29 protein-coding genes and 1 pseudogene are annotated in these 23,788 nt (G+C 63.5%); 23 read left to right on the top strand and 7 right to left on the bottom strand.

Annotated elements, in window-relative coordinates:
• Positions 1–109: 109 nt before the first annotated feature.
• From IQ35_RS21085 to IQ35_RS15785, 6 genes and pseudogenes are all read left to right on the top strand, one after another.
• Positions 110–241, top strand: a pseudogene (locus IQ35_RS21085) (zincin-like metallopeptidase domain-containing protein); the annotation flags it as partial.
• Positions 242–398: 157 nt separating this feature from the next.
• On the top strand, positions 399–1,748 hold the full coding sequence (locus IQ35_RS15805) for a tyrosine-type recombinase/integrase (RefSeq protein ID WP_145074780.1): 1,350 nt from the start codon (positions 399–401) through the stop codon (positions 1,746–1,748).
• Positions 1,745–3,532, top strand: coding sequence for a hypothetical protein (locus IQ35_RS15800; RefSeq protein ID WP_145074777.1), 1,788 nt, complete (start codon positions 1,745–1,747; stop codon positions 3,530–3,532). Before IQ35_RS15805 ends, IQ35_RS15800 begins: the two co-directional genes overlap by 4 nt.
• Positions 3,529–5,691, top strand: coding sequence for an integrase (locus IQ35_RS15795; protein WP_145074774.1), 2,163 nt, complete (start codon positions 3,529–3,531; stop codon positions 5,689–5,691). The genes IQ35_RS15800 and IQ35_RS15795 overlap by 4 nt, the downstream gene beginning before the upstream one ends.
• A gap of 169 nt (positions 5,692–5,860) precedes the next feature.
• Positions 5,861–6,727 (top strand): ArdC family protein, encoded by an 867-nt coding sequence (locus IQ35_RS15790; protein WP_145074771.1) that lies wholly within the window; start codon positions 5,861–5,863, stop codon positions 6,725–6,727.
• A gap of 383 nt (positions 6,728–7,110) precedes the next feature.
• Positions 7,111–7,329 (top strand): zincin-like metallopeptidase domain-containing protein, encoded by a 219-nt coding sequence (locus tag IQ35_RS15785; protein WP_242003369.1) that lies wholly within the window; start codon positions 7,111–7,113, stop codon positions 7,327–7,329.
• 21 nt (positions 7,330–7,350) lie between these two features.
• On the opposite strand, the gene IQ35_RS15780 is transcribed toward IQ35_RS15785, so the two are convergent.
• Positions 7,351–7,647 (bottom strand): type II toxin-antitoxin system RelE/ParE family toxin, encoded by a 297-nt coding sequence (locus IQ35_RS15780; RefSeq protein ID WP_145074765.1) that lies wholly within the window; start codon positions 7,645–7,647, stop codon positions 7,351–7,353.
• Complete coding sequence (locus IQ35_RS15775; RefSeq protein WP_145074762.1) at positions 7,644–7,901, bottom strand: type II toxin-antitoxin system ParD family antitoxin; 258 nt, start codon at positions 7,899–7,901, stop codon at positions 7,644–7,646. Before IQ35_RS15775 ends, IQ35_RS15780 begins: the two co-directional genes overlap by 4 nt.
• Positions 7,902–8,047: 146 nt before the next feature.
• Here IQ35_RS15775 and IQ35_RS15770 point away from each other — a divergent pair, with 146 nt between their 5' ends.
• The 8 genes from IQ35_RS15770 (at position 8,048) to IQ35_RS15735 (ending at position 12,552) form a co-directional block, all read left to right on the top strand.
• Positions 8,048–8,680 carry a hypothetical protein gene (locus IQ35_RS15770; protein WP_145074759.1) on the top strand — a complete coding sequence of 211 codons (633 nt, stop codon included), beginning with the start codon at positions 8,048–8,050 and terminating at the stop codon, positions 8,678–8,680.
• Between the two features lie 17 nt (positions 8,681–8,697).
• Positions 8,698–9,294, top strand: a complete 597-nt coding sequence (locus tag IQ35_RS15765; protein WP_145074756.1) for a DUF6927 domain-containing protein — start codon at positions 8,698–8,700, stop codon at positions 9,292–9,294.
• A 34-nt stretch (positions 9,295–9,328) separates the two neighbouring features.
• Positions 9,329–9,730: a hypothetical protein gene (locus IQ35_RS15760; RefSeq protein ID WP_145074753.1), complete on the top strand. Its 402-nt coding sequence runs from the start codon at positions 9,329–9,331 to the stop codon at positions 9,728–9,730.
• 155 nt (positions 9,731–9,885) lie between these two features.
• A complete protein-coding gene (locus IQ35_RS15755; protein WP_145074750.1) occupies positions 9,886–10,155 on the top strand; it encodes a DUF5983 family protein in 270 nt (89 codons plus the stop codon).
• Between the two features lie 80 nt (positions 10,156–10,235).
• The gene (locus IQ35_RS15750) at positions 10,236–10,754 is read left to right on the top strand and encodes a hypothetical protein (RefSeq protein WP_145074747.1); all 519 of its coding nucleotides are present in this window, start codon (positions 10,236–10,238) and stop codon (positions 10,752–10,754) included.
• On the top strand, positions 10,741–10,956 hold the full coding sequence (locus tag IQ35_RS15745) for a DUF6117 family protein (protein WP_145074744.1): 216 nt from the start codon (positions 10,741–10,743) through the stop codon (positions 10,954–10,956). Before IQ35_RS15750 ends, IQ35_RS15745 begins: the two co-directional genes overlap by 14 nt.
• A gap of 293 nt (positions 10,957–11,249) precedes the next feature.
• On the top strand, positions 11,250–12,254 hold the full coding sequence (locus tag IQ35_RS15740; RefSeq protein WP_242003368.1) for a DUF2493 domain-containing protein: 1,005 nt from the start codon (positions 11,250–11,252) through the stop codon (positions 12,252–12,254).
• A gap of 67 nt (positions 12,255–12,321) precedes the next feature.
• Positions 12,322–12,552 (top strand): hypothetical protein, encoded by a 231-nt coding sequence (locus IQ35_RS15735; RefSeq protein ID WP_145074741.1) that lies wholly within the window; start codon positions 12,322–12,324, stop codon positions 12,550–12,552.
• Between the two features lie 19 nt (positions 12,553–12,571).
• Here IQ35_RS15735 and IQ35_RS15730 read toward each other — a convergent pair whose 3' ends face one another.
• Positions 12,572–12,907, bottom strand: coding sequence for a helix-turn-helix domain-containing protein (locus tag IQ35_RS15730; protein WP_145074740.1), 336 nt, complete (start codon positions 12,905–12,907; stop codon positions 12,572–12,574).
• The gene (locus IQ35_RS15725; RefSeq protein WP_145074739.1) at positions 12,900–13,259 is read right to left on the bottom strand and encodes a type II toxin-antitoxin system RelE/ParE family toxin; all 360 of its coding nucleotides are present in this window, start codon (positions 13,257–13,259) and stop codon (positions 12,900–12,902) included. Before IQ35_RS15725 ends, IQ35_RS15730 begins: the two co-directional genes overlap by 8 nt.
• 866 nt (positions 13,260–14,125) lie before the next feature.
• Here IQ35_RS15725 and IQ35_RS15720 point away from each other — a divergent pair.
• The 4 genes from IQ35_RS15720 (at position 14,126) to IQ35_RS15710 (ending at position 16,282) form a co-directional block, all read left to right on the top strand.
• Positions 14,126–14,524, top strand: a complete 399-nt coding sequence (locus IQ35_RS15720; RefSeq protein ID WP_145074738.1) for a single-stranded DNA-binding protein — start codon at positions 14,126–14,128, stop codon at positions 14,522–14,524.
• Positions 14,525–15,173: 649 nt separating this feature from the next.
• Positions 15,174–15,338, top strand: a complete 165-nt coding sequence (locus tag IQ35_RS21280) for a hypothetical protein (RefSeq protein ID WP_184205008.1) — start codon at positions 15,174–15,176, stop codon at positions 15,336–15,338.
• 131 nt (positions 15,339–15,469) lie between these two features.
• Positions 15,470–15,769: a hypothetical protein gene (locus IQ35_RS15715; protein WP_158636678.1), complete on the top strand. Its 300-nt coding sequence runs from the start codon at positions 15,470–15,472 to the stop codon at positions 15,767–15,769.
• A gap of 69 nt (positions 15,770–15,838) precedes the next feature.
• Positions 15,839–16,282 (top strand): thermonuclease family protein, encoded by a 444-nt coding sequence (locus IQ35_RS15710; protein ID WP_145074735.1) that lies wholly within the window; start codon positions 15,839–15,841, stop codon positions 16,280–16,282.
• Positions 16,283–16,622: 340 nt separating this feature from the next.
• On the opposite strand, the gene IQ35_RS15700 is transcribed toward IQ35_RS15710, so the two are convergent.
• On the bottom strand, positions 16,623–16,877 hold the full coding sequence (locus tag IQ35_RS15700) for a hypothetical protein (RefSeq protein ID WP_145074732.1): 255 nt from the start codon (positions 16,875–16,877) through the stop codon (positions 16,623–16,625).
• Positions 16,877–17,647 (bottom strand): DinB/UmuC family translesion DNA polymerase, encoded by a 771-nt coding sequence (locus IQ35_RS15695; protein ID WP_145074729.1) that lies wholly within the window; start codon positions 17,645–17,647, stop codon positions 16,877–16,879. The genes IQ35_RS15700 and IQ35_RS15695 overlap by 1 nt, the downstream gene beginning before the upstream one ends.
• Positions 17,648–17,770: 123 nt before the next feature.
• On the opposite strand from IQ35_RS15695, the gene IQ35_RS15690 reads away from it, so the two are divergent.
• The gene (locus tag IQ35_RS15690) at positions 17,771–18,388 is read left to right on the top strand and encodes a hypothetical protein (RefSeq protein WP_145074726.1); all 618 of its coding nucleotides are present in this window, start codon (positions 17,771–17,773) and stop codon (positions 18,386–18,388) included.
• Positions 18,389–18,469: 81 nt separating this feature from the next.
• Here the strand turns inward: IQ35_RS15690 and IQ35_RS15685 are convergent, their stop codons facing one another.
• Positions 18,470–18,730: a hypothetical protein gene (locus IQ35_RS15685; protein WP_158636677.1), complete on the bottom strand. Its 261-nt coding sequence runs from the start codon at positions 18,728–18,730 to the stop codon at positions 18,470–18,472.
• A 324-nt stretch (positions 18,731–19,054) separates the two neighbouring features.
• On the opposite strand from IQ35_RS15685, the gene IQ35_RS15680 reads away from it, so the two are divergent.
• The 4 genes from IQ35_RS15680 to IQ35_RS15665 all read left to right on the top strand — a co-directional run bounded on the left by IQ35_RS15680 (position 19,055) and on the right by IQ35_RS15665 (position 23,725).
• Positions 19,055–19,639: a ribbon-helix-helix domain-containing protein gene (locus tag IQ35_RS15680; RefSeq protein WP_145074720.1), complete on the top strand. Its 585-nt coding sequence runs from the start codon at positions 19,055–19,057 to the stop codon at positions 19,637–19,639.
• Entirely contained in the window at positions 19,636–21,153 is a 1,518-nt protein-coding gene (locus IQ35_RS15675) for a relaxase/mobilization nuclease domain-containing protein (RefSeq protein ID WP_145074717.1), read from the top strand. Before IQ35_RS15680 ends, IQ35_RS15675 begins: the two co-directional genes overlap by 4 nt.
• Positions 21,150–21,635, top strand: a complete 486-nt coding sequence (locus IQ35_RS15670; RefSeq protein WP_145074714.1) for a hypothetical protein — start codon at positions 21,150–21,152, stop codon at positions 21,633–21,635. Before IQ35_RS15675 ends, IQ35_RS15670 begins: the two co-directional genes overlap by 4 nt.
• Positions 21,636–21,979: 344 nt before the next feature.
• Positions 21,980–23,725 (top strand): ATP-dependent nuclease, encoded by a 1,746-nt coding sequence (locus tag IQ35_RS15665; protein WP_184205005.1) that lies wholly within the window; start codon positions 21,980–21,982, stop codon positions 23,723–23,725.
• Positions 23,726–23,788 lie beyond the last annotated feature (63 nt).

The following is a 23,788-nucleotide window of genomic DNA, read 5'->3' as shown; positions in this document are numbered from 1 at the left end:
AGATTATGCCGAATGGGATTGGCGCGATCATACTGCCAACCGCGCGCTGCCGACCAGATGCGGCATAATCCGGATCACGGCATTATGGATCTTATGCCGATATCGGCATAACGGCCACTGGACAGGCCATCCAGCCCGGCTTGCCCGATCGTTCGGGAAGCGCTTCGGCGATCAGGCATATGCGTTCGAGGAGTTGGTCGCCTTATCTGGACAGTCTGCGCCGCCCGCAACATTGCAGTAAGGTCGGCGACGGACGCCCACGGTAGGCAGTAATCAGGCTGGCCGTAGCGCTGACCCAAGAGCTGGCGGAGGCCAGCCTGATTGCTGCCGGGCCATAGCGCGCATCGGTGTGAAGGTCAGCTTCCGGGTGGGGGGTCCGGGGGGAGGGTTTCGCGCCGGTGTCGATCATTACTGTTTGCGAGCGCCGCGAGGCCAAGGGCCTCGATGCGCATGTGCCGCGGATCCTGCACGGCGACGCGCTCTATGATCCCGATCTGGATCGATTCTTTCTCGACCTACCGCTGTCGGGCGTCCGCTCGCGGCACTCGCTTCGCGCCTATGCCTATGATGTCGTAGTCTGGCTTCGTTTTCTCGATGCCTGCGGCAAGACCGTGTGGGCTGCGACCCGCGACGATGTCGACGCCTATCATCGTGAGCGACGCCGCGACGAGGCCGATCACCGCATAACGGCGGCAAGCTGGAACCGCGCTGTCGCCAGCCTCGATCGTCTCTACCGTTGGGGCGAGCAGCAAGGGCTGATCACCGACGCGCCGTTCAGCCGCCGCGCCGTGTGGCGACCGGCGCAAGGCGGCCGTCGCGGCATGATCGCGGCGCGCAATGATGCCTATGAACGTGTCGCCAGGCGATCGGATGTTCGGTTCGTCACGATGGACGATTACCGCATTTTCCGCGAGGTCGGCCTGCGCGGGCTCACCCCTGACGGCACCGAGCGCCCCGGCGCTCGCGACCGGAACGGGCTGCGCAACGCGCTGTTCGCTGACCTTCTCGTCACCACAGGCCTGCGCCTCGAAGAGGCGTCGGGCCTGCTCACCGCCGAGCTCGCGGCGATCGACCGCGCGGACGGAGATGCCCAACAACTTTGGCTGCCTCTCCCGCCGCCGCTCACCAAGGGCGACCGGGGACGCAGCGTTCTGGTCCCACGCCGGCTGCTTCGTCAGATCGCCGCCTATGTCGCCGTCGAGCGCGCAGCGCGCGTGGCCAAGTTCGCCGCGCGCGATGGCGCGGCCAGTTTCGACCGACCGATCCCTGTCACCCGCGCCGGTCTCGACCGCATGCGCGATGTCTGCACTCCGGAGGAACGATGCCGCCTTATCCTGTACGACGAGGATGGACCGCCCCGCGAGCCGGCGGCGTTATGGCTGACCGAGGTCGGGCAGCCTGTTCGGCCCAACTCGTGGGAGGTGATCTTTACCCGCGCCTGCAACCGGTGCGAGGAGAACGGCTTCCCGCTGTCGATCAGCCCGCACCAGCTTCGCCACACATTCGCGGTCCATATGCTCGCCTTGCTGATCCAGCAGCGGCTGCGCGAAGCCGCATTGCCGGCGGGGCCGGTGGAGAGTTACCGGCTGATCCTTGGCGACCCGCTGCAACAGGTGCAACGCCTGCTCGGCCACGCGAGCCTCACCACCACCTATATCTATCTCGATCATATCGCGACCCGCTCCGATACGGTGGATGCGGCGGTCGAGGAGCTGCTCGCGCTGTTGCCGGGACCGCAGGGCATATGAGCGGGCGTCCCCGCAAGGGCCGGCCCGTTGCCTTCTCGCCGATCACGCCGGAGCCCGTGCAGCCCGATCCCGTGCTCGGCCTCAAGTTCACCATCGAGGCGCGGCATGGCGGAACGGTCCTGATCGATATGACCGGGCTTGATCCTCGCCCGCTCGCTATCGCCTTCGTCGGCGCACTGCGTCGATCAGCAGCGCTCGGCGGCCCCATCGGTGTGGCCAGCGTCATCAAGCAGTATGTGCAGGTCTATCGTCACTTCTTCGCCTGGCTTGGCGATGGTGCACCGGAGGTAACCGGCGTCAGCGACCTGCGCGCAGTCCATATCGATGGGTTCGCATCCGCGCTCGAACAGCGCGGGATGGGCGCGATCCACCGGCACATCACGGTCGGCAAACTCATCAACACATTGCGCGCGATCGAGGTAGACCGGCCCGATCGGATCGCGCCCGATCTGCATGAGCGGCTGCGCTACACGCTGGCCACATCGGCGGGCCGCTCGACCCCGCGCGATGCTTATAGCCCCTTCGTCGCCCGGGCGTTGCGCGACACCGCGAGAGCCGATGTCGAAGCGATGTTCCGCCGTATCGGCGCCGACGACCGGACCGATGAGGGCGACCCGGCCATCGCCAAGGCGCGCGCCGATGTCGAAGCGATCATCGCGCGGCAAGGCTTTATCGTCGCAGACCAGCCCGCGCTGAAGAGCCTCTATTTCATGCGCATGCGGCGCGGATTGACGATCAGCACGCTCATCGACGACCTGCATGGCCGCCATCACCTGCGCGCGCGCGATCTGCCGGCGCTGCTCGTGCTGCTCACGCTCGATACCGGCCTCGAGCCCGAGTGCCTGAAGACGCTGACCGTGGATTGTCTCACCAACCCCCATGCCGGCACGGTGGAGCTGCGCTATCTCAAGCGCCGCGCCCGCGGCGCCGAGCACAAGAGCATGTGCGTCCGCGACGGCGGTGGTGGCACGCCTGGCGGTCTTATTCGTCGCCTGATCGAGGTCACGGCGACTGCCCGCAAGCATCTGAATGACGATCGTCTTTGGGTTTATCACAACGCTGGCGGCCTGCGGGCAGGTATCCGCCACCCGACGGAACGGATCGATGCCTGGGTAGCGCAGCACGATATTGTCGATGACGACGGCAAGCCGCTCCACCTGCTGCTCTCCCGGCTCCGCAAGACCCACAAGGCGCTGTGGTACACCAAGACCGAGGGGCATATGGCCCGCTTCGCGGTCGGCCACTCGCGCGAGGTGGCGGCGCGCCACTATGCCGATCTGCCGTCGCTCCGGCCCCTGCACGAGACGGCCGTCGCCGACGCCTTCCGCGCAGCGGTCGCCGCCGCGATGCCGACCGTGCTCCCGCCCACCGCCGAGCAGGCGTTGCGCAAAGCGCCCGATCAGGCCGCGCCGCTGATGCCGCCCGATACCGTGAGTCCGTTGCTCGACGGCGAACAGGATGTCTGGCTCGCCGCCTGCGCTGGCTTCCACAACAGTCCCTTCGCCGAGGCCGGATCACCCTGCGCGCAGCCCTTCTGGGGCTGCCTTGATTGTCCCAACGCCGTCATCACCGTGCGCAAGCTCCCCGCGATCCTCGCCTTCCTCGCATTCGTCGAAGAGCAGCGGCTGAGCCTGCCCGCGACCGATTGGGCAGCCAAGTTCGGCCGCGTCCATGCTCGCATCACAGCCCAGATCGTGCCGGCCTTCACCGATGCCGTCATCGCCGATGCGCGCCGGCAGATGGAGAGCGAGCGGCTTTATCTGCCGCCGGAGGTCCGCGCATGACCATGGCCGCCCATGCCCTGGCGCCCGCCTTCGACGATCGCCCCGTGCTGGCGAGCGCGCCGCTCAAGGAAGGCCATATCCGTGAGGAGCTATCGCGCGTCGGCGACCCAAGCTGGGATCTTGGTCCCGCTGTCTTCCGCGAGAACGCCCGGCGCTGCCACGTCACCGCGCATTTCGACGTGCTCGAACATGCCGATGTGCAGGCGGCGATGCGCGCCTATCTCTACGCCCGTCTCAACGTCGATCTTCCCGGCTATCGGACGACGTTACCACCCACCTGTATTCGCCAGGCATTCAACCGTGCCCGCCGGTTCTTCGCGTTCGCGCGTGAGCAGCTTGGATGGCTTGACCTTGGTCGCATCGATCAGGCTTTGGCCGATGCTTATGCCCGGCACCTTCGTGCCGATCCGGCTCGGCGACCCGTCATCGTCGGCCACCTTCTCGAAGTGGTCTCCGATCTCTATTACTATCGTGACCACTTGCCTGACGGCGGCCTTGCATTCGAGCCCTGGGCCGGGCAGGCCCCGGCACGCGTCGCAGGCTACCGGCACGTCCGCGAGAACCGGACCCCGCGGTTTCCGGAAGACGTCATCGCCCCGCTGCTCGCCTGGTCGTTGCGCTACGTCACCGTCTTCGCCAACGATATTCTCGCCGCCCGCCGCGAGCTAGATCGGCTCGAAGCGCGCCGGGATCGCCTTGCCGCCGCCGACGCCGGCCTTCCGGACGCTGATCGCCGGCAAAGTCGCCGCACCCGCCTGAAGGCCTATTTCGGTCGCCGACGCCGCGAGGGGCGCGGCGCACCGATCTGGGGCACCGCTCATAACGGCAAGCTGCGCGTCGACCCCAATACTGGCGCCGTGACCCCACCGATCAACGCCCATCTCCTGCATCTCCATGCCGGGATCGACGTGCAGGCCGAGCCAGGCGCGCATCTCCTGCTGACCGGCGGTGAAGCGAGGTTGATCGACGCAGTCGCGGCTGAGCTGGGGGTAGAGGTCGGCGGCATGGACACGCCGATCTCGATCGATCCCGAGAGCGGTCGGCCATGGCGCGCGCGCTTCGACGCGAAGACTCTCGCACACGAGGAACGGATGCTCCAGGCGGCCGCCTATATCGTGTGCGCCTATCTGACCGGCATGCGCGACTGCGAGGTGCAGGCGATGCGGCGCGGGTGTCTCTCTATCGCGCGCAGCGAGGACGGCCTGATCGAGCGGCATCGCATCCGATCGACCATCTACAAGCGCCGGGCGGCCGTGGGCGAGGCGGCGAGCTGGGTAACGATCGAGCCAGTCGCCGATGCGATCACGGTGCTCGAACGCCTGTCGGCAGGACCGGCGCGCGCCAGCGGCAGCGACACGCTCTGGCCGGTGCTGCGCGCGAGCGCCGTCTCCAAGACGCATCTGTCGAGCGAGGTGGTCCGCCAGCTCAACACCTTCCGCGATCACCTCAACACCGTCTTCGGCAGCCCCGATATGCCGGTTATCCCGCCCGGTCCCGATGGCAAGCCGTGGCGCATCACGACGCGGCAGTTCCGGCGCACGATAGCGTGGCACATCGCCAACCGTCCGTTCGGCACTATCGCCGGCATGATCCAGTACAAGCACGCCTCGGTCGCTGCGTTCGAAGGCTATGCCGGGACAAGCGCATCGGGGTTTCGTGCCGAGGTGGAGGCGCAACGCCGGCTCGGTCAGATTGACGATCTGCTGGACTATTTCGACCGGCGGCAGGGCGGCGCATCACTCGGCGGACCGGCGGGACCGCGCATCGCGCGGACCCTCGACGATGCCGCCGTTAAGCTCGGGCCACTGCCCGCCATAATCGCCGATCGGGCCCGCCTGCGCGTCATGCTCGCCAGCGTCGCGCGCACCTTCCATGTCGGTCCGCTCGCGGATTGCTTCTTCGATCCTGCAACCGCGCTCTGCCTCAAGCGCGTGACAACCCCCGATCCCGCGCAGCCGCTCACCGCCCTGTGCGAGCCGACCCGCTGTCCCAACGCCTGCATCACCGCCCGCCACAGGCCGGCCTGGGAACGCGCGGCGGCCGATGCCAGGGCGCACTTACGCGAACGGCGCATCTCCGATCTCCAGCGTCAGGCTCTCCAGCGCGAGCTGGATCGCCTGACCACGGTGATTGCCGGGATCGATCCTCCCGCGCCGTAGACCACCCCGGCTGTTGGCGGAGTCCTGCGCCGGTCGGCGCGCCCGCGCAACGGCTTCGCCGTCCTTCGCTTCGCTGCGGCCCTGACGGGTGCGCGAGCTCCCCTGTGCCCGGCGCGAACGGGCCTCCGCCGCCGGGGATGGTCCCCGGCGCGAGAACGGAGAACAGATCATGTCAGCCTCACCACGTTCAGACGTCTACGCTCGCGTCACCGACGCGATCGTAGACGCCATCGAAGTCGGCACCGGCACCTGGCGCATGCCGTGGCATCATTCCGCCGCCGATGTCACCCGCCCGACCAACGTCGCCAGCGGCAAGCCCTATCGCGGCATAAATACGGTCTCGCTCTGGGCGGCCGCCTATGGCAGCGGCTATGCGAGCGGGGTCTGGGGCACCTATCGCCAGTGGCAGGCGCTCGGCGCGCAGGTCCGCAAGGGCGAGCACGCCAGCCTCGGCGTCCTCTGGAAGGAGTTTCGCGCGAAGGGCGACGAAGCCAGCGACGATGATGGCGACCACCGACGGCTTTTCGCCAAGGCGTTCAGCCTCTTCAACGCCGATCAGGTCGATGGCTATGCGCCCGAACCGGGGCCGGACCTGCCCGAGAGCGAACGCCTCGCCGCCGCCGAAGCCTTTATCGCCTCGCTCGGCATCGATACCGTCTACGGCTCGGCCAGCGCCTATTATCACGTCGCCGAAGACCGCATCTACATGCCGGATTTCAGCGCCTTCCACGACGCCCACGGCTTCTACGCCACCCATATTCACGAGGCAGCCCATGCCAGTGGCGCAGCCCATCGGCTCGACCGCGATTTCAGCGCCAAGTGGACCAGGCACGCGCTCGCCATGGAGGAAGCGACTGCCGAGCTGACCGCATCGTTCCTGCTCGCCGACCTCGGGATCGCGCACGAACCGCGACCCGATCACGCGGCCTATATCGCCTCGTGGCTGCAACTGCTCAAGGACGAGCCCCGGGCGATCTTCACCGCGGCGAGCAAGGCGCAGGCGGCGGCCGACTGGATGCACGCCCGGCAGCCATGATCCAGCAGCGACCAAGGCTGAACGGCCGATCCCTGGCGGGCTCGGCCGCTTCGTCGCGCACGGCGATGCGCGGGCTTCGCCCGCTCACCAGCGGACGCCGCTGGCGCGGCGGCGCTGATTTTCGGGCCTCCCTCGATGCGGGTCTGGTCGGCGCTCCCTGCTAGGCCCGCCACGGCGCGCCGCAAGCCCGGCTTCGCCGAGCTGCTCCATTTCATTTCGCCCCTCCGGGTGCGGCCCGCCGCTTGCGCGGGCCTCTCCGGTCGTTCTCGCCGCCCACCCCCGCCTCGGGGGAGCCATGGGGTTTTTGGGCAGGGCTGGAGGCACCGATGGTTTTCACCTTCCAACCGCTATTTTTCGCTGGACTGTCAGGATATGTGGCGGAGATGACTGCATGTCTGCTCGGCGCGGATCTTGGCCTTCCCGTCGAGCATATCGACAATCATGCCGCCTATATTGGGTCGTGGATCAAGTTGATGCGCAAGGATTCTCGGGCCATATTCACCGCCGCCGCGCGCGCCGAAGAGGCCTATGGCTATCTCCTGCGCCTGACCCGGCTCGATAAGCCTGAAGCCGTGGATGATCCCGACCGTATGGCGGCGTGAAATGTCGGTCGTGTTAGCGGGTCATGACGGGAAGAGGATGGCACTGTAGTTTTGGGTGCCATGAAGAATGTGAATGATGACCACTTTGTCTCGTTCGACCCTGTAGAATATCAGATAATCCCCATGAACACGCCGGCGCACACCCGCCGTCTCATAGCGTGGAACGAGCGGAAAACGTTCCGGCATGTCAGCAAGGCCAAGGCATTTTGCACGCAGTTCATGCAGGAAGCTCACCGCTCGTGCCGGATTGTCGCGTGCAATGTAATCGCCAATCGCCTCAAGATCATATTCAGCCTCAGCCGTGAGATGGACAATCATTTATCGTCGGCATCCAGCGCACGGTATTTTGCTTCCAGTCGATCAAAAACACTGATCGCTGATGCGGTGCGATCAGCGTCCGCATCGGCAAGGCCCCGTGCAATAGAGGCATCCAAAGCGGCCAGACGGGTTTCGCGATCATGGATCAATCGGACGCCTTCGCGCAAAACCTCGCTTTTCGAATTATAACGCCCCGTTGCGACGAGGCTTGAGACGAATTGCTCCAATTGATGTCCAAGGTCTGCACTGATCATGACGTGGTCTCCAATCACGACGGATCATAGCGCCTTATCAACAGTTGATAAAGTCAAAATGCCAGGTCAATGGCCAACCCAAAGGAGAGGAGAGGGGGCCTTCGGCTTCGTGAGCCCATCCGGGCGCTCACGAACGGAGGTTCCCGATGCACTACGACACGCATTACCGCCATAATGATGCGCTGCATCCCGACGCGCTGACCACCATCCATACCGCCCTCCACGCGCTTAATCGCGCGGTCGAGGATTGCGCCCGCGCGGGCAAATCGCCCGAACGCGATGCCGCGGTGCTGCTGCTTGCCCGCAATATCGGGGTTGTCGCCGATCGCGCCTCACCCGATGCGGAGGAATTGCGGGTGCGTTGCATGCTCGATCGCGGCGACGTGGTCCGACATCTTGCCCTGACCGCGATCGCAGGCAATCCCCTCCCCTCCGACGCAGCTGCGAAGCGGACATTCCACGCTCAGGCTCGCACTGCGCTGCGTGTTCTCGCCCAGGCGCTGAACATCGCGAACGACGGCGTTCGCATCGGCACTGCCTGCCATGGCGGACCCGGCGAAGGCCGGACGTACCTTCGCCACAGTAGAATCGAGATCGAGGTGGTGCCCCGCAATCTCGTGACCGGTCACGAGGTCGGTATCGCGGCAGTCTCGCCGGGCGGCGCGGTCGGCAAGACCCACTGGCGCCCGATCGCGGACCTGCTCGACCCCGAGGCATTCGCGCGCCGCATCGAGGCGATGATCGGCAACCTCACACCCCCACTGGCCGACGCGGCCTGACACAACAGGAGACCCATATGGGCTGGCTTTTTATGCAGGGACTCGGCGGATACCCATCGCCCCGTTCCTATCTCGACAATCAATTTACCTATTCTGGCGAGACCGAGCGCGCGACCGTCCTTGCCTCCGCGCAGGTCGGCAGCGTCTATTATGCCGCCGTCGAGCGTATCCGGCCGGGCGCGAAAACCATCGTTCTGGGGCTCATCTGCCTCACCAAATACAATCCTCGTGCGCGCGATGGAATGACATTCGGTTACAAGGACATGAGCGAGGAAATGGGCCCCTATGAGGCCGATTGCCCACCCGCCATTCTCGATCTGCTGACCGAAACGGATCATCCGAATGCACTCGAATGGCGCGCGAAATGCCGCGCCAACGCCCTTGCCCGGTCGCTTGCCGGCGCGCGGCCCACACCCAGACCCGGGCAGACGATCATCTTCGATCCGCCGCTGGCCCTGACCAATGGCAGGACCGTCGCGCGTTTCATCGTGATCGCCAATCCGAGGGGGCGGGGGCTGCGCTACCGCGATCCCGAAACCGGCGCAGTCGCCCGCATCGGCAGCGTCAAGCGCTTCCAGTACCGCCTGATCAACCCGGCCATCGCCGCAAGCTGAGCGGCATCACCCTCAACTATGAAAGGACATCGCCATGGGCGACCGTACAACCTGCACAATCGAAATTGGCGTCTACCTTCCTGCCGCCCTCCTTCCCCGCCTCATCGACCTTGCCGATCAATATGCCCTCTCGCTCGACTGGGGCGGCGACGCCCTGACGGCAGACAACATCCCCGGCGACGCATCGCTCGACCTCTACGGCGAGGAACTGAACGGGGGCCTGGTCGATGATCTCGAGGCATTCGTGCTCGCCAACCGGCTCTACTACCGCCGCACTTCCGGTGGATGCCCCGGCGCGTTCAACCCGGAAGTGGTCGTATCACACGGCAACGGGGTTTCGCACGCCTTTGAGGCGGACGAGGATGGCCGCGCTGTTTTTGCTGTCGAGACGATCCTTGCCGCGACTTCGCTTACCGCGTTGCAGGCGCTTGCCTAGTTCGCGAAGCGCGCCATTCCCCCGCTGACTATCGGCGATGCGCCACTGTCCGCGCTGCCAAATCCGTTCCAGCGCACCTGTGTGGCGACCTATGACGGGGGTGATTTTGCCCATGGTGAAAGCATTGCGGATGCGCGGCCGCTGGGAGGCGCGTCATGACCGTCACCTATCCGCTGCGGCTGTTCCTCGATTGCTCGACCGCGCATCTCTCGCCCGCCGCCCGCACCTATCTGGACCGGATGGACGTGATTTCATCGCCGACGCCCTATGGCTGGTTCGTCTGGGCGAGCGAGGAACCCGGCGATGATGTGCAGCCTGACCTTGTCGCGGTGATGACCCGCGCCCGCGCGCTCGGCGCCGAATACATCAACTTCGACCGCGACGCCGACGAGATCGACGAGCTGCCGACTTTCGACTGGGGTTAGCCCTTCACTGCCCCGTCACCCGTTCTATCCACCGAGCCCGGCCGCCGCGCCGGGCTTTCGCATTTTTGGGAAGATTTCAAATGGCCGACTATTACACCCCCACCGTCGTCGAACCGGTGATCCCTGTGTCCGCAATCCTGCCGATCGAGGCGATGGTCCTTGCCCAGGTTTTCGACGAGGAGATCGAGAACGGCATTGCCTACTACTACAGCGACGATGGCGCACGTGACCTGACCTGGCTCGATCCCGGAGAGGTCCGGGAAGCGCTGGACACCACCGACCACGCAACGAGTCGCCTCGTCACCATGCTGCGCGCGGACCATGCCGATGCGATCCAGGGTGACGACGAGTTCGAACTCGACATGGGCGGAGATCTCTGGCCCGACGTGCTGCAGGACATCGTGCGCCGCGCGCCTGAAATCGACCATCTCACCGTCACCATGGCCTTTACCTGTTCGAAGATGCGGCCCGATGGCTTTGGCGGACTCGCCATGCTGATCACCGCCGACACCATCCGTTCGGAATCGGCCCACACGCTGCTCGACCGGTTCTACAAGGAAGCCCTGGCTCAGGGGGAGGTTCGTCATGGCGATTCCTGATCACGCCCGCACCAATTTCCAGACGCTGCTCAGGGCCGCGCGCGACGACAACCTTGCGCTGATGGAATGCACCGAGGTCGAAAGCGGCGAGACCCGTTATGTCCTGTGCGCCGTTGGCCGCGACGGCGATGCCTATGTCATGACCCCGTTCGGCCATCTCGCGCCGAGGAATCCCTACGAGGCCTACATCCCGCCATCGTGAGCCGCCCGTCGGAATGCTGTCCATGGCGTAGCGGGGCGAGGTCCACATTCTCGGCAGCGGCGCAGTGACGCGTTCGCTTGCGGCACAGGCTGCGCAGGCAGTGTCAGAAGTCCGCCCACCCGTCGCCGACAACCCGCCGGAGGATTTCGCATGTGGGCCGCCGCGCGGGGGCCGCAACCCCAAAATCCGGGCCGTGTTGGCGCGTGCCGCGCCTGCCCGCTCCAGCCTCCGGATTTTGAGGTTCCCCTCGGCCCTGCCTCGGTGCGGTCCCCGCTATTCCGGCGTCCCGGGAGATGCTCATCCGGCGGATAGGCCGCCGGCGACAAACAGGAGACAGGTCCATGACCACACTCGCCGCAGCCCTTGAAAGCCTGCAACTCGGTCACCTCAAACCCGGTGACGATGCCACGGGCGGAATGGCTCCGCCCCTCGCCGAAGCGCTGGAACAGACGACCACCGCGATCTGGAGCGATCTGTTCGCCACCATGATGAACACCTCGCTCGAGCGCGACATCGAGGATCTGGGCTGGGGTCTGGTCAACCTCTTCCACCGCGCCGCGCAGAAGAAACACGCAGTCATCGACCGGCTTACCGACGATATCCGGCTGCTCATCGCCGAACAGGACGGCAGCGAAATCAACGCCAGCAACCTCGAAGACAAGATCGAGGTTGCCCGCAAGATCGAGGAAGCCGCCACCTGCTACGAGCAGATGCGCGATGTTGCCGCCGCCCATTACATTCGCGAAACTGGCAAGTCGTGGATTCCCGGCGCCGGTAACCGGATATCGCTGGGCGTCACCTCCGCCATCATCGATGGCCGCGCATTCCTCAAGGCGCGCCGTGACAAGGTCCGCGATGCCAATACCGCGATTGGCACCCCCGTTGTCTTCACCGGAGGCAGGATGACCTTCAGGTCCGATGACGACATGCGCCAGTTCGCCGAGAACCTGCACCGCACGCTCAACGCGGTGCGCGAGCGGGTTGGCGATATGTACCTTGTCCATGGCGGCGACATGCGCGGGCTCGATGGTCTCGCCGCCTCATGGGCCGAACAGAAGGGCGTGCAGCAGGTCCGTTTCGGCCTCGATCGCAAGCTTGGCGACCGCGCAGGTTTTCGCAGGAACGACCAGTTCCTGAACCTCAAACCTCGCTACGTCATCGCCTTCCCCGGTAATGGCGTGAGCGAACGCCTTGTGATTGATGCCAAGAAGGCCGGTATCCGTATCGTGGATCGCCGTGGCCCCCTGGGCATGCCGCCTTCCGCGCACAATGCGCAGGCCGGTCGCAAGAGCGCCTGATCTGCGCACGGGGGTCGCCGTCATGGCTGCCCCCGTACTCATTCGTTTATCGAGAGGACCCGACCCCATGAAACTGCCCAATCCCTTCCAGACCTTCAGCCATTGCTGGAACTTCGCCTGCAGGCGGGGACGCCAGGATGGCGACACCTATCACGTCGTCGCGACCGGACACGTCGATGCACCCCGCACGGTCCTGTCCGATCGCGCGCTCTTTGCCCGCGAGGATCTTGCGCCGGAGGATATCGAAGCAAGCTTTGATCCTTTTGCTCTGGCCAGCCATGTCACGGGCACAGACTAAACTTCAGCAACCACGGATATCAGGCGGCAACGGACGAGGCGTGCATTCCCTTTGCGCGAGGCGATACGGAAATCTTCACCCGCACATCACGATTTAGCCGGTCGAGAATACGCATCAGCCGGTCGATGGTGAAGCGGTCGAGCTTGACCTGGCGGATACGGGAGAAATCCGCCGCAGCAATCCCGGTGCGCGCTTCGGCATCGCGCACGGTTAGCCCTTCACTATCGAGCGTCTTGATAATTTCAGCGGCAAGGATCGCGCGCAACTGGCGCAGGCTCGCGTCGGGCACCTCGAAATCGGCAAAGACGTTGCCGGAACCGCGAACCAGTTCGAAATCGTCATTCTGGTCAGCCACCGAGCATCTCCTTCAACCGCTTGATACGCTCGCGCACGAGATCGATTTCGTGGCGCGGCGTCGAAATTCCCTTGGTCGACTTCTTCTGGAAGGCATGGACCACCCAGATGTCATCGCCCACTTGCAGCGCGTAAACGACGCGATAGGCGTCGCCGCGCTCCTTGATCGCCAATTCCCACACACCCGCCCCCAAGCCGGTGAGCGGTTTGGCAATCTCCGGTGTCCCACCGTCGGCCACCACGGTCAGGGCGTCGAATGCCCGATCCATGGCCCTTGTGGGGAATGCCTCAAAATCTTTCCGCGCCGCCTTGATCCAGGAGACTGTGCGGAGCGTGTTACGCGCCTTCGTCATGTAGTCATATTTGCCAACAAAGTCAATCCGAACCAATGCAAGCCGCAACCAACGATATGCGGCGAGCCAGCATTGCTATCGCCTGCAGCATAAGCTTCGGTGCGAGGCAGGCAAAGCGAAGGACTTCGTATTGCCCGTGGTTTAATCTCTTCGCCAGCGCCTACCTTTCGGTCATCGCCCATCTGCCCCGTGAGGCCCGTTATGCACTGAGCGCTGCTTTGACCGGGCGGGATTATCTCCCGGAACGGTGATGGGCGGCGATGTGCGACACATGGTGCCAGAAAACGTGGCGCTGGAGCATTGTAATGCCGATGGTTGGCTCTCTTTTCGGCCGGTGACGCCGCGCTGAACGCCATCAGTGCGGCAGAGTGTTGGATGGGCGATCGACCATTTGCCCAACCTGAGCAGGGTATAGACGCCCGCCTTGCCGGACCCGCGATCATTATCGCGGAATGCCATTATCCGTGAATCCCCTCGGCCGCGTCGGCGCAATCGCAGGACGATCCCGATGCCGACCCTGGGCAACGGCCAGCAGCTCCGGTGACTGTTATGCATTGCCGCAATGGTGGGGAAGAACAGGACCGGCAACCGACACCAGCGACGGATAGATCAGTTCATCGTTGTTCCCCTGTCCGGGCCGGTGGGTCTGTTCCCTCTCTTTTCCTCGCCACCTGATCCGCTCGTCCAGCGCCCCCAACCCGCAATCCTTCGGGCCGAGTTGCCGCGCGATGCGCGGCTGCCCGCACCACCCCTCGTATCGGGGTTTCCCTTCGCGCCAGGGCGCTGCGGTGGAGGCGCTGTCCGGAACGGCTCTTTCCGGTGCTCGTCGAGGGGACAGGCCCCCGACCCAAAGAAGGAACCTCGAAATGAAAAATCTCGTCATCCTCGCCGGTAACGTCGGCGCCGATCCCGAAGTCCGCACCACCCAGAGCGGCGCGAAGATCACCACCATCTCGCTCGCGACCTCGCGTCCCAAGCGCGACAGCGACGGCAAGATCCTGAAGGATCGCGACGGCCGCCGCATCGACGACACGGAATGGCACCGCGTCACCCTTTTCAATGGTCTGGGCAAGGCTGTCGCCGAATACGGCTTCAAGGGCCAGAAGCTCCTGGTCGAAGGCCGCATCCACTACAGCCGCTACACCGATAGCGACAACGTGGAACGCTACGCGACCGAGATCATCGCCGAGAAGGTCGACTTCCTGAGCTACAAGCCGCGCGACAACGCGGCCGACGATGTCGAAGACGACGACATCCCGTACTGAGTGACACCCGCCAAGGGCCCGGCGCCGCAAGGTGCCGGGCCTTTTTCATGTTGCCCATGCGATGTGGGAAGCACGGCGGCTGCCGATGGATTTTCGCGCAGTGATGAAATCGGCGCGTCATGTCCGGGCTACGGGTTCTGCATCCCGCGATGTGCCCGAGCTTGTCCGCTGCAAACATGGTGGCGGCCCTGATCATTTCCCTGTCTGCGTACCTCGCCGCAAAGGGGAGGGGGGCGCTCACCATCCAGACTGTGAGCAGGCGAGTGATAGCCTAGCGCAGCGTCGCCGGTTCATCGATCAGCATGCAGGGCGATACCTGCGAGAAGGCAGCGACCGTGCGGGGCAGCCCTGTTTCTTCCGGGCTTTGGCCAGACGGGCCGGGGTGACCAAGCTGACCATCATGGTTCGATCCGGGCACTGGCGGGCAATCATGACGTTGATCGCAAGGCTCATGCGGCAGGGCTGATTCCCGCTCTCTCTTGCGCAATCCTTGGTCCTGCGAGCGGGCTTAATGCGTTCAACCCGCGGGGGGTCCGGGCGCTACGCTACGGCTTTTTCCCATCCTGGAAAAAAGTGATCGCAGCCGCTTCGCGGACACGTCGGGCGCTGTCGAGCGGGGATCAGCCCCGCCGCACCCAGGAGCCTCGATATGTTCAACGATGTCATGCTTGCCCGCCGCAGCGCGCTCAGCCTCTCCAGAAACCTGATGGTCATCACCCTGGTCATCGCAATCGGCACTCAATACGCCGTCATCACCGAGGAAGACCGCGATGCCAACCTCCAGATCGTAGCGGAATTCGATCCATTCGGGTGACATTCCACCTGCCGCCCACCGATGGTCCCAGGGGTTTGGTACCCTTGGGGCCATTGCCATTTTCACAATGGTTCATGGCCCGCTCCCGCGTTCATTCGACTTTGTGTCGCGCGCTCGATAGACTGCACCGCGTGATGAGTGTGCCAGACCTGACGGACGAGATTGAGTGGACCGACGACGAAATCGCCACGGGGCTGGAGAGATTGTCGGTTAGCCTGGGCCTCGCTCTGCGGATCGAAGGCGAACCGGGCTTCTGGCATGGCCGGTTCTTTCAGGATGAAGCGCACACGCCCTGGGGGCACCGGGTGTTTTTCTCGCGTGCCCGCAAACAGGTGGAGGCCCGGCGCGACATTTACGGGCAATTCGTCGATGTGCTTGGTCACATCTTCGGCGATGCCAGCGCAGACAATGGATCGAGTGCTCACCATTGACCTACCCTATCTCGCTGTCCCCGCGCTGCACCGGGGCAATCGACCGGATTTGATGCGCCAGACCTGACCATGCCCGTTCCCGTCATCGCCGCCGGCCTCCTGTTCGCCTGTACCCCGACGCTGGTCTATGACGGCGATGGCCCGGTCACATGCGCCGAAGGTCCGCGGCTGCGGCTCGTCGGCATCGCGGCGCGCGAACGCGACGATAGCTGTCGTCCCGGCCAGCCCTGTCCGGCGGCATCGGGCATGGCTGCCACCCGCGCGCTCGTGGACCTCCTCGGCGGTTCGCGCGGCACGGTGCGTTATTACGGCTCGCCCTTCGCGCATGTCCGTGTTGCCGCGCCGACCATGCGCTGCCTGTCGACAGGCGCGGCCAGCGGAAACCGCACCGGTGCTTCCTGCACCATGGCCGACGGCCGCAATCTGTCTTGCGCGATGCTTGCGACTGGCACGGTTCTGCGCTGGGATCGCTTCTGGCCCGCCAATCTTCGCTGTCCGCGCCGCAAGCCTTGAAACCTGAGCCGGATCTTTTCGCGCCCCAGGTTCCCGGAAGTTGAGCCGCGCGTCCGCGCGGCGCGCGTGCCTTCGTCTGGAAGGGGCGGCCACCCCTTCCCTGCGCAAGAGCTGGACCGTCTCGCCGCGTCGCGGCTCGCTTGGCGGCCAGGGGTGTCCCCGGTCTTCCGCGCTCGCTCCCGCTCGCTTGTGCAGGCCGGGTCATTCCTGCTCCCCCTGACCGGCTCTCATTTGCGCATTCCCATCCCCCGGCTTCGCCAGCGGGCAGAAGCCGATGGCGGGCCATCGCCTTCGGCTCTCCCATTGTCGAAGACATGGACAGATTCCCAGGCGGCGGGGTTCAGGCCATCCCCCCGACAAAACCGCTGGTCTGGTTCCTGTGCATCATGGCCAAGCGCATCCTTCCCTTGCAGCCCAACACCCGGCAGCGCGAGCGCGCCTCGATTTCGTCGATGTAGAGATGGCCGGCGGCGCGTTCGTCCACCAGATAGCCCCGCGTCAGATAGCGGACCTGGCCGCAGCGGCGGCAGACTGCTTCTAGTTTTGCCCCCTCGGGCAGATCGCCGCAGCGCAGTTTCGATTTCCAGCTGCCCATCACCAGAAATCCTCAGCCGACGGGATGCGCGTGTAGCTAATCTTGCCGCCGATATTCTCGACATGCCGGTGGGGCCAGAAGCCGATGCTGGCGACGGTCTTGCCCCATTTGTAATTGAGCAGATCGATCGCCGTGTTGATCGCTTCCCAGCGCTGGCGTTCGCTGTCGTCGGCAAGGAGAAAGTCGAGCTGGCGGCAATCGGACGGCGAGAGGTCGAACAGGGTGACGCCGAGCCGGTAGATCAGCGTGCGCGGCGGCAGATGGCTCACCGCCTCGCGCCACAAAATCTCGAACTCAGACAGCAGCGCCTGATCGTCATGGACCGTCGGCAGCACCCGTTTGCCGCTCCAGTGTCCGCCGCCGTGATCGAGCCAGAGCCAGACACCCGAACAGTAGAAGCCTTCGCGCCGCAGCCGCCGCGCCGCTTTGGTGAGCAGCACCCGGCAAATCGCGCGCGCGCCTTCGGGCGCGCGGCACTCCGGCGGCAGCACCCGGCCATGGCCGAACATCCCGCGGCGGCTTTCGGGAGCCTGCACGTCATAGCCGTGCAGCGCATACCACAGCCGCTCGCCGGTGACGCTGCGCCAGATCTTGCGCATCTGCTTGGGCTCGGTGTCATAGAGATCGCTGACCGTGACAATCCGGCTGCGGATCAGCCGCTTCGCCATATTGGTGCCGACGCCCGGAATACCCACCCGTTCCCCGCCCAGCTTATGGCCGTTCGCGAGTGACCCCAATGCCAGTGAAAGGCAGGTCTGGTTGACCGTCATCCGGCGCGCCGATAAATTGCGGATACCCACTCCCTGGTCCGGCCAAAGTCTCCGGCACGAACTTAATGCGAAGGCATTTTGATGGAGCCGACAGGGGCGTTTTGACTAACAGAGGATCGCACGATGGCTCGCAATGTTCCCGCCTCTGATCGGCCTGCCGTCGCCGCGCTGCGCGATCGACGCCTGCGCATGAGACGGGCGCGAGAGGAGCGGGCAGAGCGCAAGCGTCATGCCCGTGAGGACGCGGCGCGAAAGCGGAAGGAAGCAAAGCACTATGCGCGCGACGTGGCAGCCGCCGTTCGCCATACCGCGCTCAAACTGGAAACAGATCGCGCTTCATTCGCCGCCGATCTTGCCGCAGCAAAGGCGCGCAGTCTCCTGACAGGAAAATCGCTCCTACTCCTCACGTTCGCGGCCGCGACTGCCGCGGCGTCAAGCACTGTGATCGCCCATTATGCGCGTGCGCCGCTGCCGCTCGACCAGGCTTTCGCGACGATGCCACTGCTTCTGGCGGGGTACATCGTCGCAGCATTCGCCGCATGGTACTGGTTGTCGGACGTGCTCGCGCCGTGGTGGATGCGCAAGGACGCTGAGATCATGGCAGCGCGTATGCTGACGAGAACGGATCGCCGTGCATCGGCGCTGGAGGCTGGTGACTATATTGCGGCTCAGTCTTTGATGCGCGCAGGCAGATGGCCTGATACCCCACTCGAAATCCGGTTTCCTTCGGATCAGGAATAGGGCGCTCGAAACTCCACCTGCCTATCGTCAACGCTAACGAAGGCTCGCCGGGCTGCTCAAGAACCCGGCGCGTCCCTTTGCCTAATCGGAACTGAGTCTGGCGAGCGCGCGAGCAACCGTTTCGCCGCCATGCTTTGCCACTGCCCTCGCAATCGTGGTTGCATCGGCTCGGGAAAGTTCGGCGACCTTGACGCGGTTGATGGCCGCAATGAGTGTGGACTTGCCGGCATCAGCCTGGGCGGCAAGCGCTTCGCGTTCGCGCTCCTGCAATTGGCGCAGGAGTTCTTCGGCCTTGATCCTTGCCGCCTGAATGGCCTCGATGGTCTGTGATTTCCTGGCCATGCAAAATACCCTCTCAATGTACCCGCTTCTGCGTTGCCATCGAATATCGCGCGCCATGCGAATTGGCAATCGACGATACGGTCTGATCCAGGTGCCGCGGTTGCTGCCTAACAGTTCATCGAAGCAACGGCTGCGATTGTCGATTCCGGTCGTTCAAAGGGCCTACCCGCGCACCCACTCCCTCCCGTCCGCGTCTGCCAAGTCCTGATTGTGCGGTAAGGCATTGGATGATAGAGAAGAGCTAGAGATTGAAGTTTGCAGGATAGCTGTTGCAGTGCCATTGTAACACAATGTGACCGCAATAGTCCGCTGCACGGGGCTGTCATGACACATGTCACACTGCGCATTGATGACAAGGTGAGCGAGCTGATCGATGCGCTGTCGCGCGCGGCAGGCATGTCCCGCAGCGCGTGGATCAACCGGGCGATCACGGATGCGCTGGGCAGCCGGATGGACGAGGTGCGCGATACGCCCGAAGGGGAGGGCATGAGCACCGATCGGATCTCGGTCCGCATTCCCAAGTCGGAAATTGCGACAATCGAAAGCGTTGCGAGGAAGGCGGGTCTCTCGCGGCACGAGTGGCTCAAGCGTACGATCCGTTGGCAACTCTGGACGCGGGCGGGAAACCTGCGCCTTGTTCCATCGAGCAATCGGCAATTGCAGCAGATCGCAAAGCAGATACGCGCGCTCGGCTATTCGCTCAATCAGGCGGTGAAGGCGATGAACGTCGCCGCCAAACCCGATGCGCCGCTGGAGATTGCCCAGACCGCGCAGCATGTCCTGGCGCTGCGCGATGACATTCAGGCGTTGCTCGAAGGTGTCGATAGTCAGGTACGCCATGCCGCGATGGGTGAGGTTGCCTATTGGACGCAGCGGCCTTCGGTGCAGCAAGCCGGCGAAGCGCAATGAGTCCAGCCTTCATTTTTTCCGAGACGACGCTTGACCGGCTTGAACGGGTTCAGGGCGCTCGCTCTGGCGGGCGGGGAAGGGTGGACAATGAAGGGCATCGCCGTCTTGGCAATGCGCTTCTGGGTGTCATTCAGACACTGGGCCTACCGCAATCGCGCGGATCGGCTCGTTCGGCAGATGTGCGTACTGCGGCTGCCAGCCAGCAGCTTGACCGGACCGCGCGGCGCGTGCCGCAGGTGATGGTGAAAATCACGAGCCGGCTGCATGGATCGGCCAGCACGGTGGGCTGCTTCACCTATGTTGCCCGTCTCGGGATGGAAGGAAAGGACGCGGTTCCGCTGGTGACCAGCGAGGGGCGCGAGCTGACAAGCGCGGTAGAAATGCTTGAGCTTGCGCGCGCCTGGGAAGAGTGGGAACAGACCGGCGATGATCGCCGCAAGGGGGCGACCGCCATCGTCATGGTCTATTCGATGCCGCCCGGCACTGACGCGGAAAAGGTCTACGGTGCGGTGCGCGATCTTGCCGAAACCGATTTTTCCAACCGGCGCTGGGTGGCGGGGCTACACACCGATGAGGCGCATCCGCATGTCCATCTGATCATCGCCGCGCGCGACCTCGACGGGCGCCGGTTCAATCCCGATCGTGCGTTCCTTCAGCACAACCGCGAACGCTTTGCCGAGCTGCTGCGCGCACGCGGTATCGAAGCCGATGCGACCATTCGCATGACGCGCGCCTATCCGCCCAAGCATGACAAGCTGCCGGTCCAGAAGATGCGCGAACGCGGGGAAGCGCTGCGTGTCGATGTCTCGCGGGCGGCGGTGCTGGAGGGGAAGTGGGAGCCGGACCAGGCGTTCATGCGTGCGCGTGAGAGCCAGGTCTCGCGGACAGCCGAGAATATCGCTCTGGTCAAATCAACCTATCTTAAGGCCATTGCCGAACTCAGCGATCACGGCGGTGACGAGCAGCAGCGGCTTGCCAGATCGCTGCAACTTTTCGTCGACCAGATCCGCGAACCCACCCCGGCGCGCAGCGAGATCATCGAGCGGCTCAAGGAGGGCAGGGCGCTGCCCGAGCACTTTGAGCAAGACCCCGCTCTCGAGAAGCTGAAAGCGCGGGTGCGCGCCCGTGCGGGCGACAAGGATATGCCGGGCAGGGAAGGGAAGGCGGACAGTCCGGCAAACAGGCTTGCGCGTCTCAGGGCAACCACGAAGCAGCTTCGGGACCAGACCGGGCAACTCGCCAGGGCGCGCGAAGGCGATCGGTTCGACAAGCTGGCGCAGGCCACGGCGAAACTGAAGCAGCAGTCTGCTGGCCGCGGACAGGCTGCCAGCGGTGAACCAGCGAAGCCGGGACAGGAATCGGCGCGCACGCCACCCGCCAACTGGGCGCAGAATCTTGAGAAGCGGCTTGAGGAGGCGATCAAGGAAAAGGACCGGGAACGGCTCCGCCAGAAGGAGCGCGACCGTGATCGCGATAGGGACAGGGACGGGGACAAGGGAGGTCCGCGCCGATGACGGACGACAGGATTGATGCTCTGCACGACAAGCTCGACGTGATCGTCGATGCGCTCAGTGCTATCGCCGAAAGCCAACATGAGCAGGCGGCGGCGATCGCCGGCATCACCGCCGCATTGGATACCCAGGCGCACAGCCTCCAGCTGATTGCGCTGGCGTCGGCCGCCGCCTATTATGCGAGCGGTGCCGCCGAGCCGCTCCCGCACGAGGCGCTCGAAGATCCGGCTTTCGAATTGTTCCTGCGGCTCCACCCCGATGCCGGCGCGCCGATCCTTGGGCAGGCAGACATGGATGGCCATCTTGAGCGTCTCGACCGTGTCGACAAGGCTACGCTTGCTGCGGGGTTTCGCGAGCTTCGGGAGAAGGAGGAACTATCTCTGCTTGAAAAGGCCCGGAATCGGCAGGTCGAATATCGTGTTCGGCAAAAGCATGGCGATCTCGAACGTCTGGAGCGCGAGGGGCGCGACGATCGGGTGCGTTAGCATCGGACGTGCCGCACGTTGCGCTCAGGATGGTATAGCGGAAGTTTGCGGACGATCCGGTTAGTCCGCTCGTGGTGATGGAATAGGGGTAATCGGCTGCTCCAGATTACATTTCGCGATGACTCCTTCGAACTCGTGCAAGTCGGCACCACTTTCGCTGCCGACTTTGGGACCGAGCGTTCGAATCCCTGTCGTCGGATCCATCTTGAAGAATAGGCTTTGTTCACTATCTATTCTCAAAATCTGAATAGGAGTTCAGGATGAGGTTCGAGGGGTTCAGAGTCACTAACTTTCGGAATGTCCTAGATTCAGGTTGGATACCGGCAAATCGGATCACGGCATTCGTGGGACAGAACGAGGCAGGAAAGAGCAATCTCTTTGAGGCTCTTTATTGTCTCAATCCTATCGACGATGCGACCTACGACCTTGATGAGGATTGGCCCGTCGACAAGTGGGACGGCCGGAAGGAAGCGAAGGGCAAGTTGGTCTGTCAGGCGAACTTCACTTTATCGACCGATGATATCACTGCCCTATTTGATGAAGCGGCGGTGGCAGTCGAAGAAAGTGATGACAACGAAGGCGGGGCGGGTGGAGCGGCCGCTGAAAAGACATTTTCACTCCCATCCAGCGTCACAGTCACCCTCAATCGCTGGTACGGTTACTCGACCGGGTTTAGTATCCGTGGATTCACTGATGGCGTACTTGATGACGAAAAGGCAAAAGCGTGGGCTAAAGCGAACGTTCCGAAATTCGTCTATATCCGCGATTACGAGATGTCCGGCGCTCAGATCGAGCTCGACCAACTCAAGCAGCGTTTAGATAATGTGGGTGGGCAGCGTCATCGGCTCAGCCACGAAGATCAAACGATCCTTATCATTCTCGATCTCGCAAATATCGACCTAAACGATTTCCTCAAAAAGGGTCAGTCGTCTGAGGGTCGCACGGTCCGATCTTTCGACAAGCGCTCAGCCTCGAAATACCTGACGAATCAGTTCGCCAATCTCTGGAGACAAAAGGAAGTTGAGTTCGACATTGAAATCGACGGCCCCACGCTGAACATTTTTGCAGAGGATAAGGCAGTCGGGATGCCGGTCCGGCTTCACCGCCGCTCCACAGGCTTTCGTTGGTATGTATCCTTCGCGTGGAAGTTCACCCACGCGACGGGTGGCGACTTCAAAGACTGTGTTCTTCTTCTCGAGGAGCCCGGTGTACATCTGCATTTTACTGGACAGCGGGACCTCTTAGCTGTTTTCGACCGTCTCGCTGAGCATAACACGATCCTTTACACGACGCACTTAGCCTCAATGGTCGACTTGGCGCATCCGGAACGAGTTCGAATCATCGAAAGCCGGGATAATCACGTCGGCGTGACCCAAGGCATCGTAAGTTCTCAGCGCGAGCCAATGGCGGTCATTGAACAGAGCCTCGGTCTCACTGGAGATCAGAGTGGCATACTGAGCAACCGTCAGGTCTTGATTGTCGAGGGCGGTGACGATGCGGTTATCCTTCACAAATTGTCGGGTTTGCTCAAGGCTGCTGGCAAGGAAGGTCTCTCGGACCGAGTATATCTGTGGCCTGCCCACGGTGCTTCCAAAACCCCGATGTATGCTGGTTTTGCCATCGGCCAAGATTGGGATGCGGGCGTGTTGCTCGACACCGATGAGGCGGGGCAAAAAGCAAAGATCAAAATCGACGAACTCTACGTGTCGAAACTAGCAGAGGAGAAGCAGAGACGATTCCGTACAATCATGCTGGGAAAGGCGTCCGGATCAAAGAAGACCGATTTCGCTATTGAGGACCTTTTTCCTGACAAATTCTACGTGGATTGCGTGAACGCCACCTACGGCCTGGCGATCAAGCTCGATGACCTACCTGTCGATGGATCTGACATGGTTACCAAGAAAGTAGAGTGGGTCCTGAAATCGCGATACGGCCACACCGAACTCGATAAGCGCCGCGTGATGGGCGAAATGTGGAAACAGTTCGACACATGGTCAACCGCAACGGATTTGCCTAAGGACACTGCATCTCGCGCGGAAAAGGTGTTCAAGACGATTAATGGGGCTTTTGCGGAACCAGCTAGTGATTAGACTGCGTAAAGTAACTTAATCCCGTATCCGCGAAGAATCGGCGGGCGGCCTTATGCTCAGCGC

Origin of the sequence: Sphingobium wenxiniae (genome assembly GCF_007830065.1) — a bacterium.
Lineage (GTDB): Bacteria > Pseudomonadota > Alphaproteobacteria > Sphingomonadales > Sphingomonadaceae > Sphingobium > Sphingobium wenxiniae.
The sequence above is the reverse complement of the archived record's forward strand: the minus strand, read 5'-3'. Positions and strand labels throughout refer to the sequence as shown.

Excerpts from the sequence above, each read along its gene's own strand:
- IQ35_RS15800 (WP_145074777.1), top strand. The coding sequence starts at position 1,745 with ATGAGCGGGCGTCCCCGCAAGGGCCGGCCCGTTGCCTTCTCGCCGATC.
- IQ35_RS15755 (WP_145074750.1), top strand. The coding sequence starts at position 9,886 with ATGACCGTCACCTATCCGCTGCGGCTGTTCCTCGATTGCTCGACCGCG.
- IQ35_RS15770 (WP_145074759.1), top strand. The coding sequence starts at position 8,048 with ATGCACTACGACACGCATTACCGCCATAATGATGCGCTGCATCCCGAC.
- IQ35_RS15795 (WP_145074774.1), top strand. The coding sequence starts at position 3,529 with ATGACCATGGCCGCCCATGCCCTGGCGCCCGCCTTCGACGATCGCCCC.
- IQ35_RS15735 (WP_145074741.1), top strand. The coding sequence starts at position 12,322 with ATGAAACTGCCCAATCCCTTCCAGACCTTCAGCCATTGCTGGAACTTC.
- IQ35_RS15710 (WP_145074735.1), top strand. The coding sequence starts at position 15,839 with ATGCCCGTTCCCGTCATCGCCGCCGGCCTCCTGTTCGCCTGTACCCCG.
- IQ35_RS21280 (WP_184205008.1), top strand. The coding sequence starts at position 15,174 with ATGTTCAACGATGTCATGCTTGCCCGCCGCAGCGCGCTCAGCCTCTCC.
- IQ35_RS15750 (WP_145074747.1), top strand. The coding sequence starts at position 10,236 with ATGGCCGACTATTACACCCCCACCGTCGTCGAACCGGTGATCCCTGTG.
- IQ35_RS15675 (WP_145074717.1), top strand. The coding sequence starts at position 19,636 with ATGAGTCCAGCCTTCATTTTTTCCGAGACGACGCTTGACCGGCTTGAA.
- IQ35_RS15740 (WP_242003368.1), top strand. The coding sequence starts at position 11,250 with ATGCTCATCCGGCGGATAGGCCGCCGGCGACAAACAGGAGACAGGTCC.
- IQ35_RS15725 (WP_145074739.1), bottom strand. The coding sequence starts at position 13,259 with ATGACGAAGGCGCGTAACACGCTCCGCACAGTCTCCTGGATCAAGGCG.
- IQ35_RS15745 (WP_145074744.1), top strand. The coding sequence starts at position 10,741 with ATGGCGATTCCTGATCACGCCCGCACCAATTTCCAGACGCTGCTCAGG.
- IQ35_RS15700 (WP_145074732.1), bottom strand. The coding sequence starts at position 16,877 with ATGGGCAGCTGGAAATCGAAACTGCGCTGCGGCGATCTGCCCGAGGGG.
- IQ35_RS15780 (WP_145074765.1), bottom strand. The coding sequence starts at position 7,647 with ATGATTGTCCATCTCACGGCTGAGGCTGAATATGATCTTGAGGCGATT.
- IQ35_RS15765 (WP_145074756.1), top strand. The coding sequence starts at position 8,698 with ATGGGCTGGCTTTTTATGCAGGGACTCGGCGGATACCCATCGCCCCGT.
- IQ35_RS15685 (WP_158636677.1), bottom strand. The coding sequence starts at position 18,730 with ATGGCCAGGAAATCACAGACCATCGAGGCCATTCAGGCGGCAAGGATC.
- IQ35_RS15720 (WP_145074738.1), top strand. The coding sequence starts at position 14,126 with ATGAAAAATCTCGTCATCCTCGCCGGTAACGTCGGCGCCGATCCCGAA.
- IQ35_RS15760 (WP_145074753.1), top strand. The coding sequence starts at position 9,329 with ATGGGCGACCGTACAACCTGCACAATCGAAATTGGCGTCTACCTTCCT.
- IQ35_RS15690 (WP_145074726.1), top strand. The coding sequence starts at position 17,771 with ATGGCTCGCAATGTTCCCGCCTCTGATCGGCCTGCCGTCGCCGCGCTG.
- IQ35_RS15785 (WP_242003369.1), top strand. The coding sequence starts at position 7,111 with ATGACTGCATGTCTGCTCGGCGCGGATCTTGGCCTTCCCGTCGAGCAT.
- IQ35_RS15790 (WP_145074771.1), top strand. The coding sequence starts at position 5,861 with ATGTCAGCCTCACCACGTTCAGACGTCTACGCTCGCGTCACCGACGCG.
- IQ35_RS15775 (WP_145074762.1), bottom strand. The coding sequence starts at position 7,901 with ATGATCAGTGCAGACCTTGGACATCAATTGGAGCAATTCGTCTCAAGC.
- IQ35_RS15680 (WP_145074720.1), top strand. The coding sequence starts at position 19,055 with ATGACACATGTCACACTGCGCATTGATGACAAGGTGAGCGAGCTGATC.
- IQ35_RS15670 (WP_145074714.1), top strand. The coding sequence starts at position 21,150 with ATGACGGACGACAGGATTGATGCTCTGCACGACAAGCTCGACGTGATC.
- IQ35_RS15695 (WP_145074729.1), bottom strand. The coding sequence starts at position 17,647 with ATGACGGTCAACCAGACCTGCCTTTCACTGGCATTGGGGTCACTCGCG.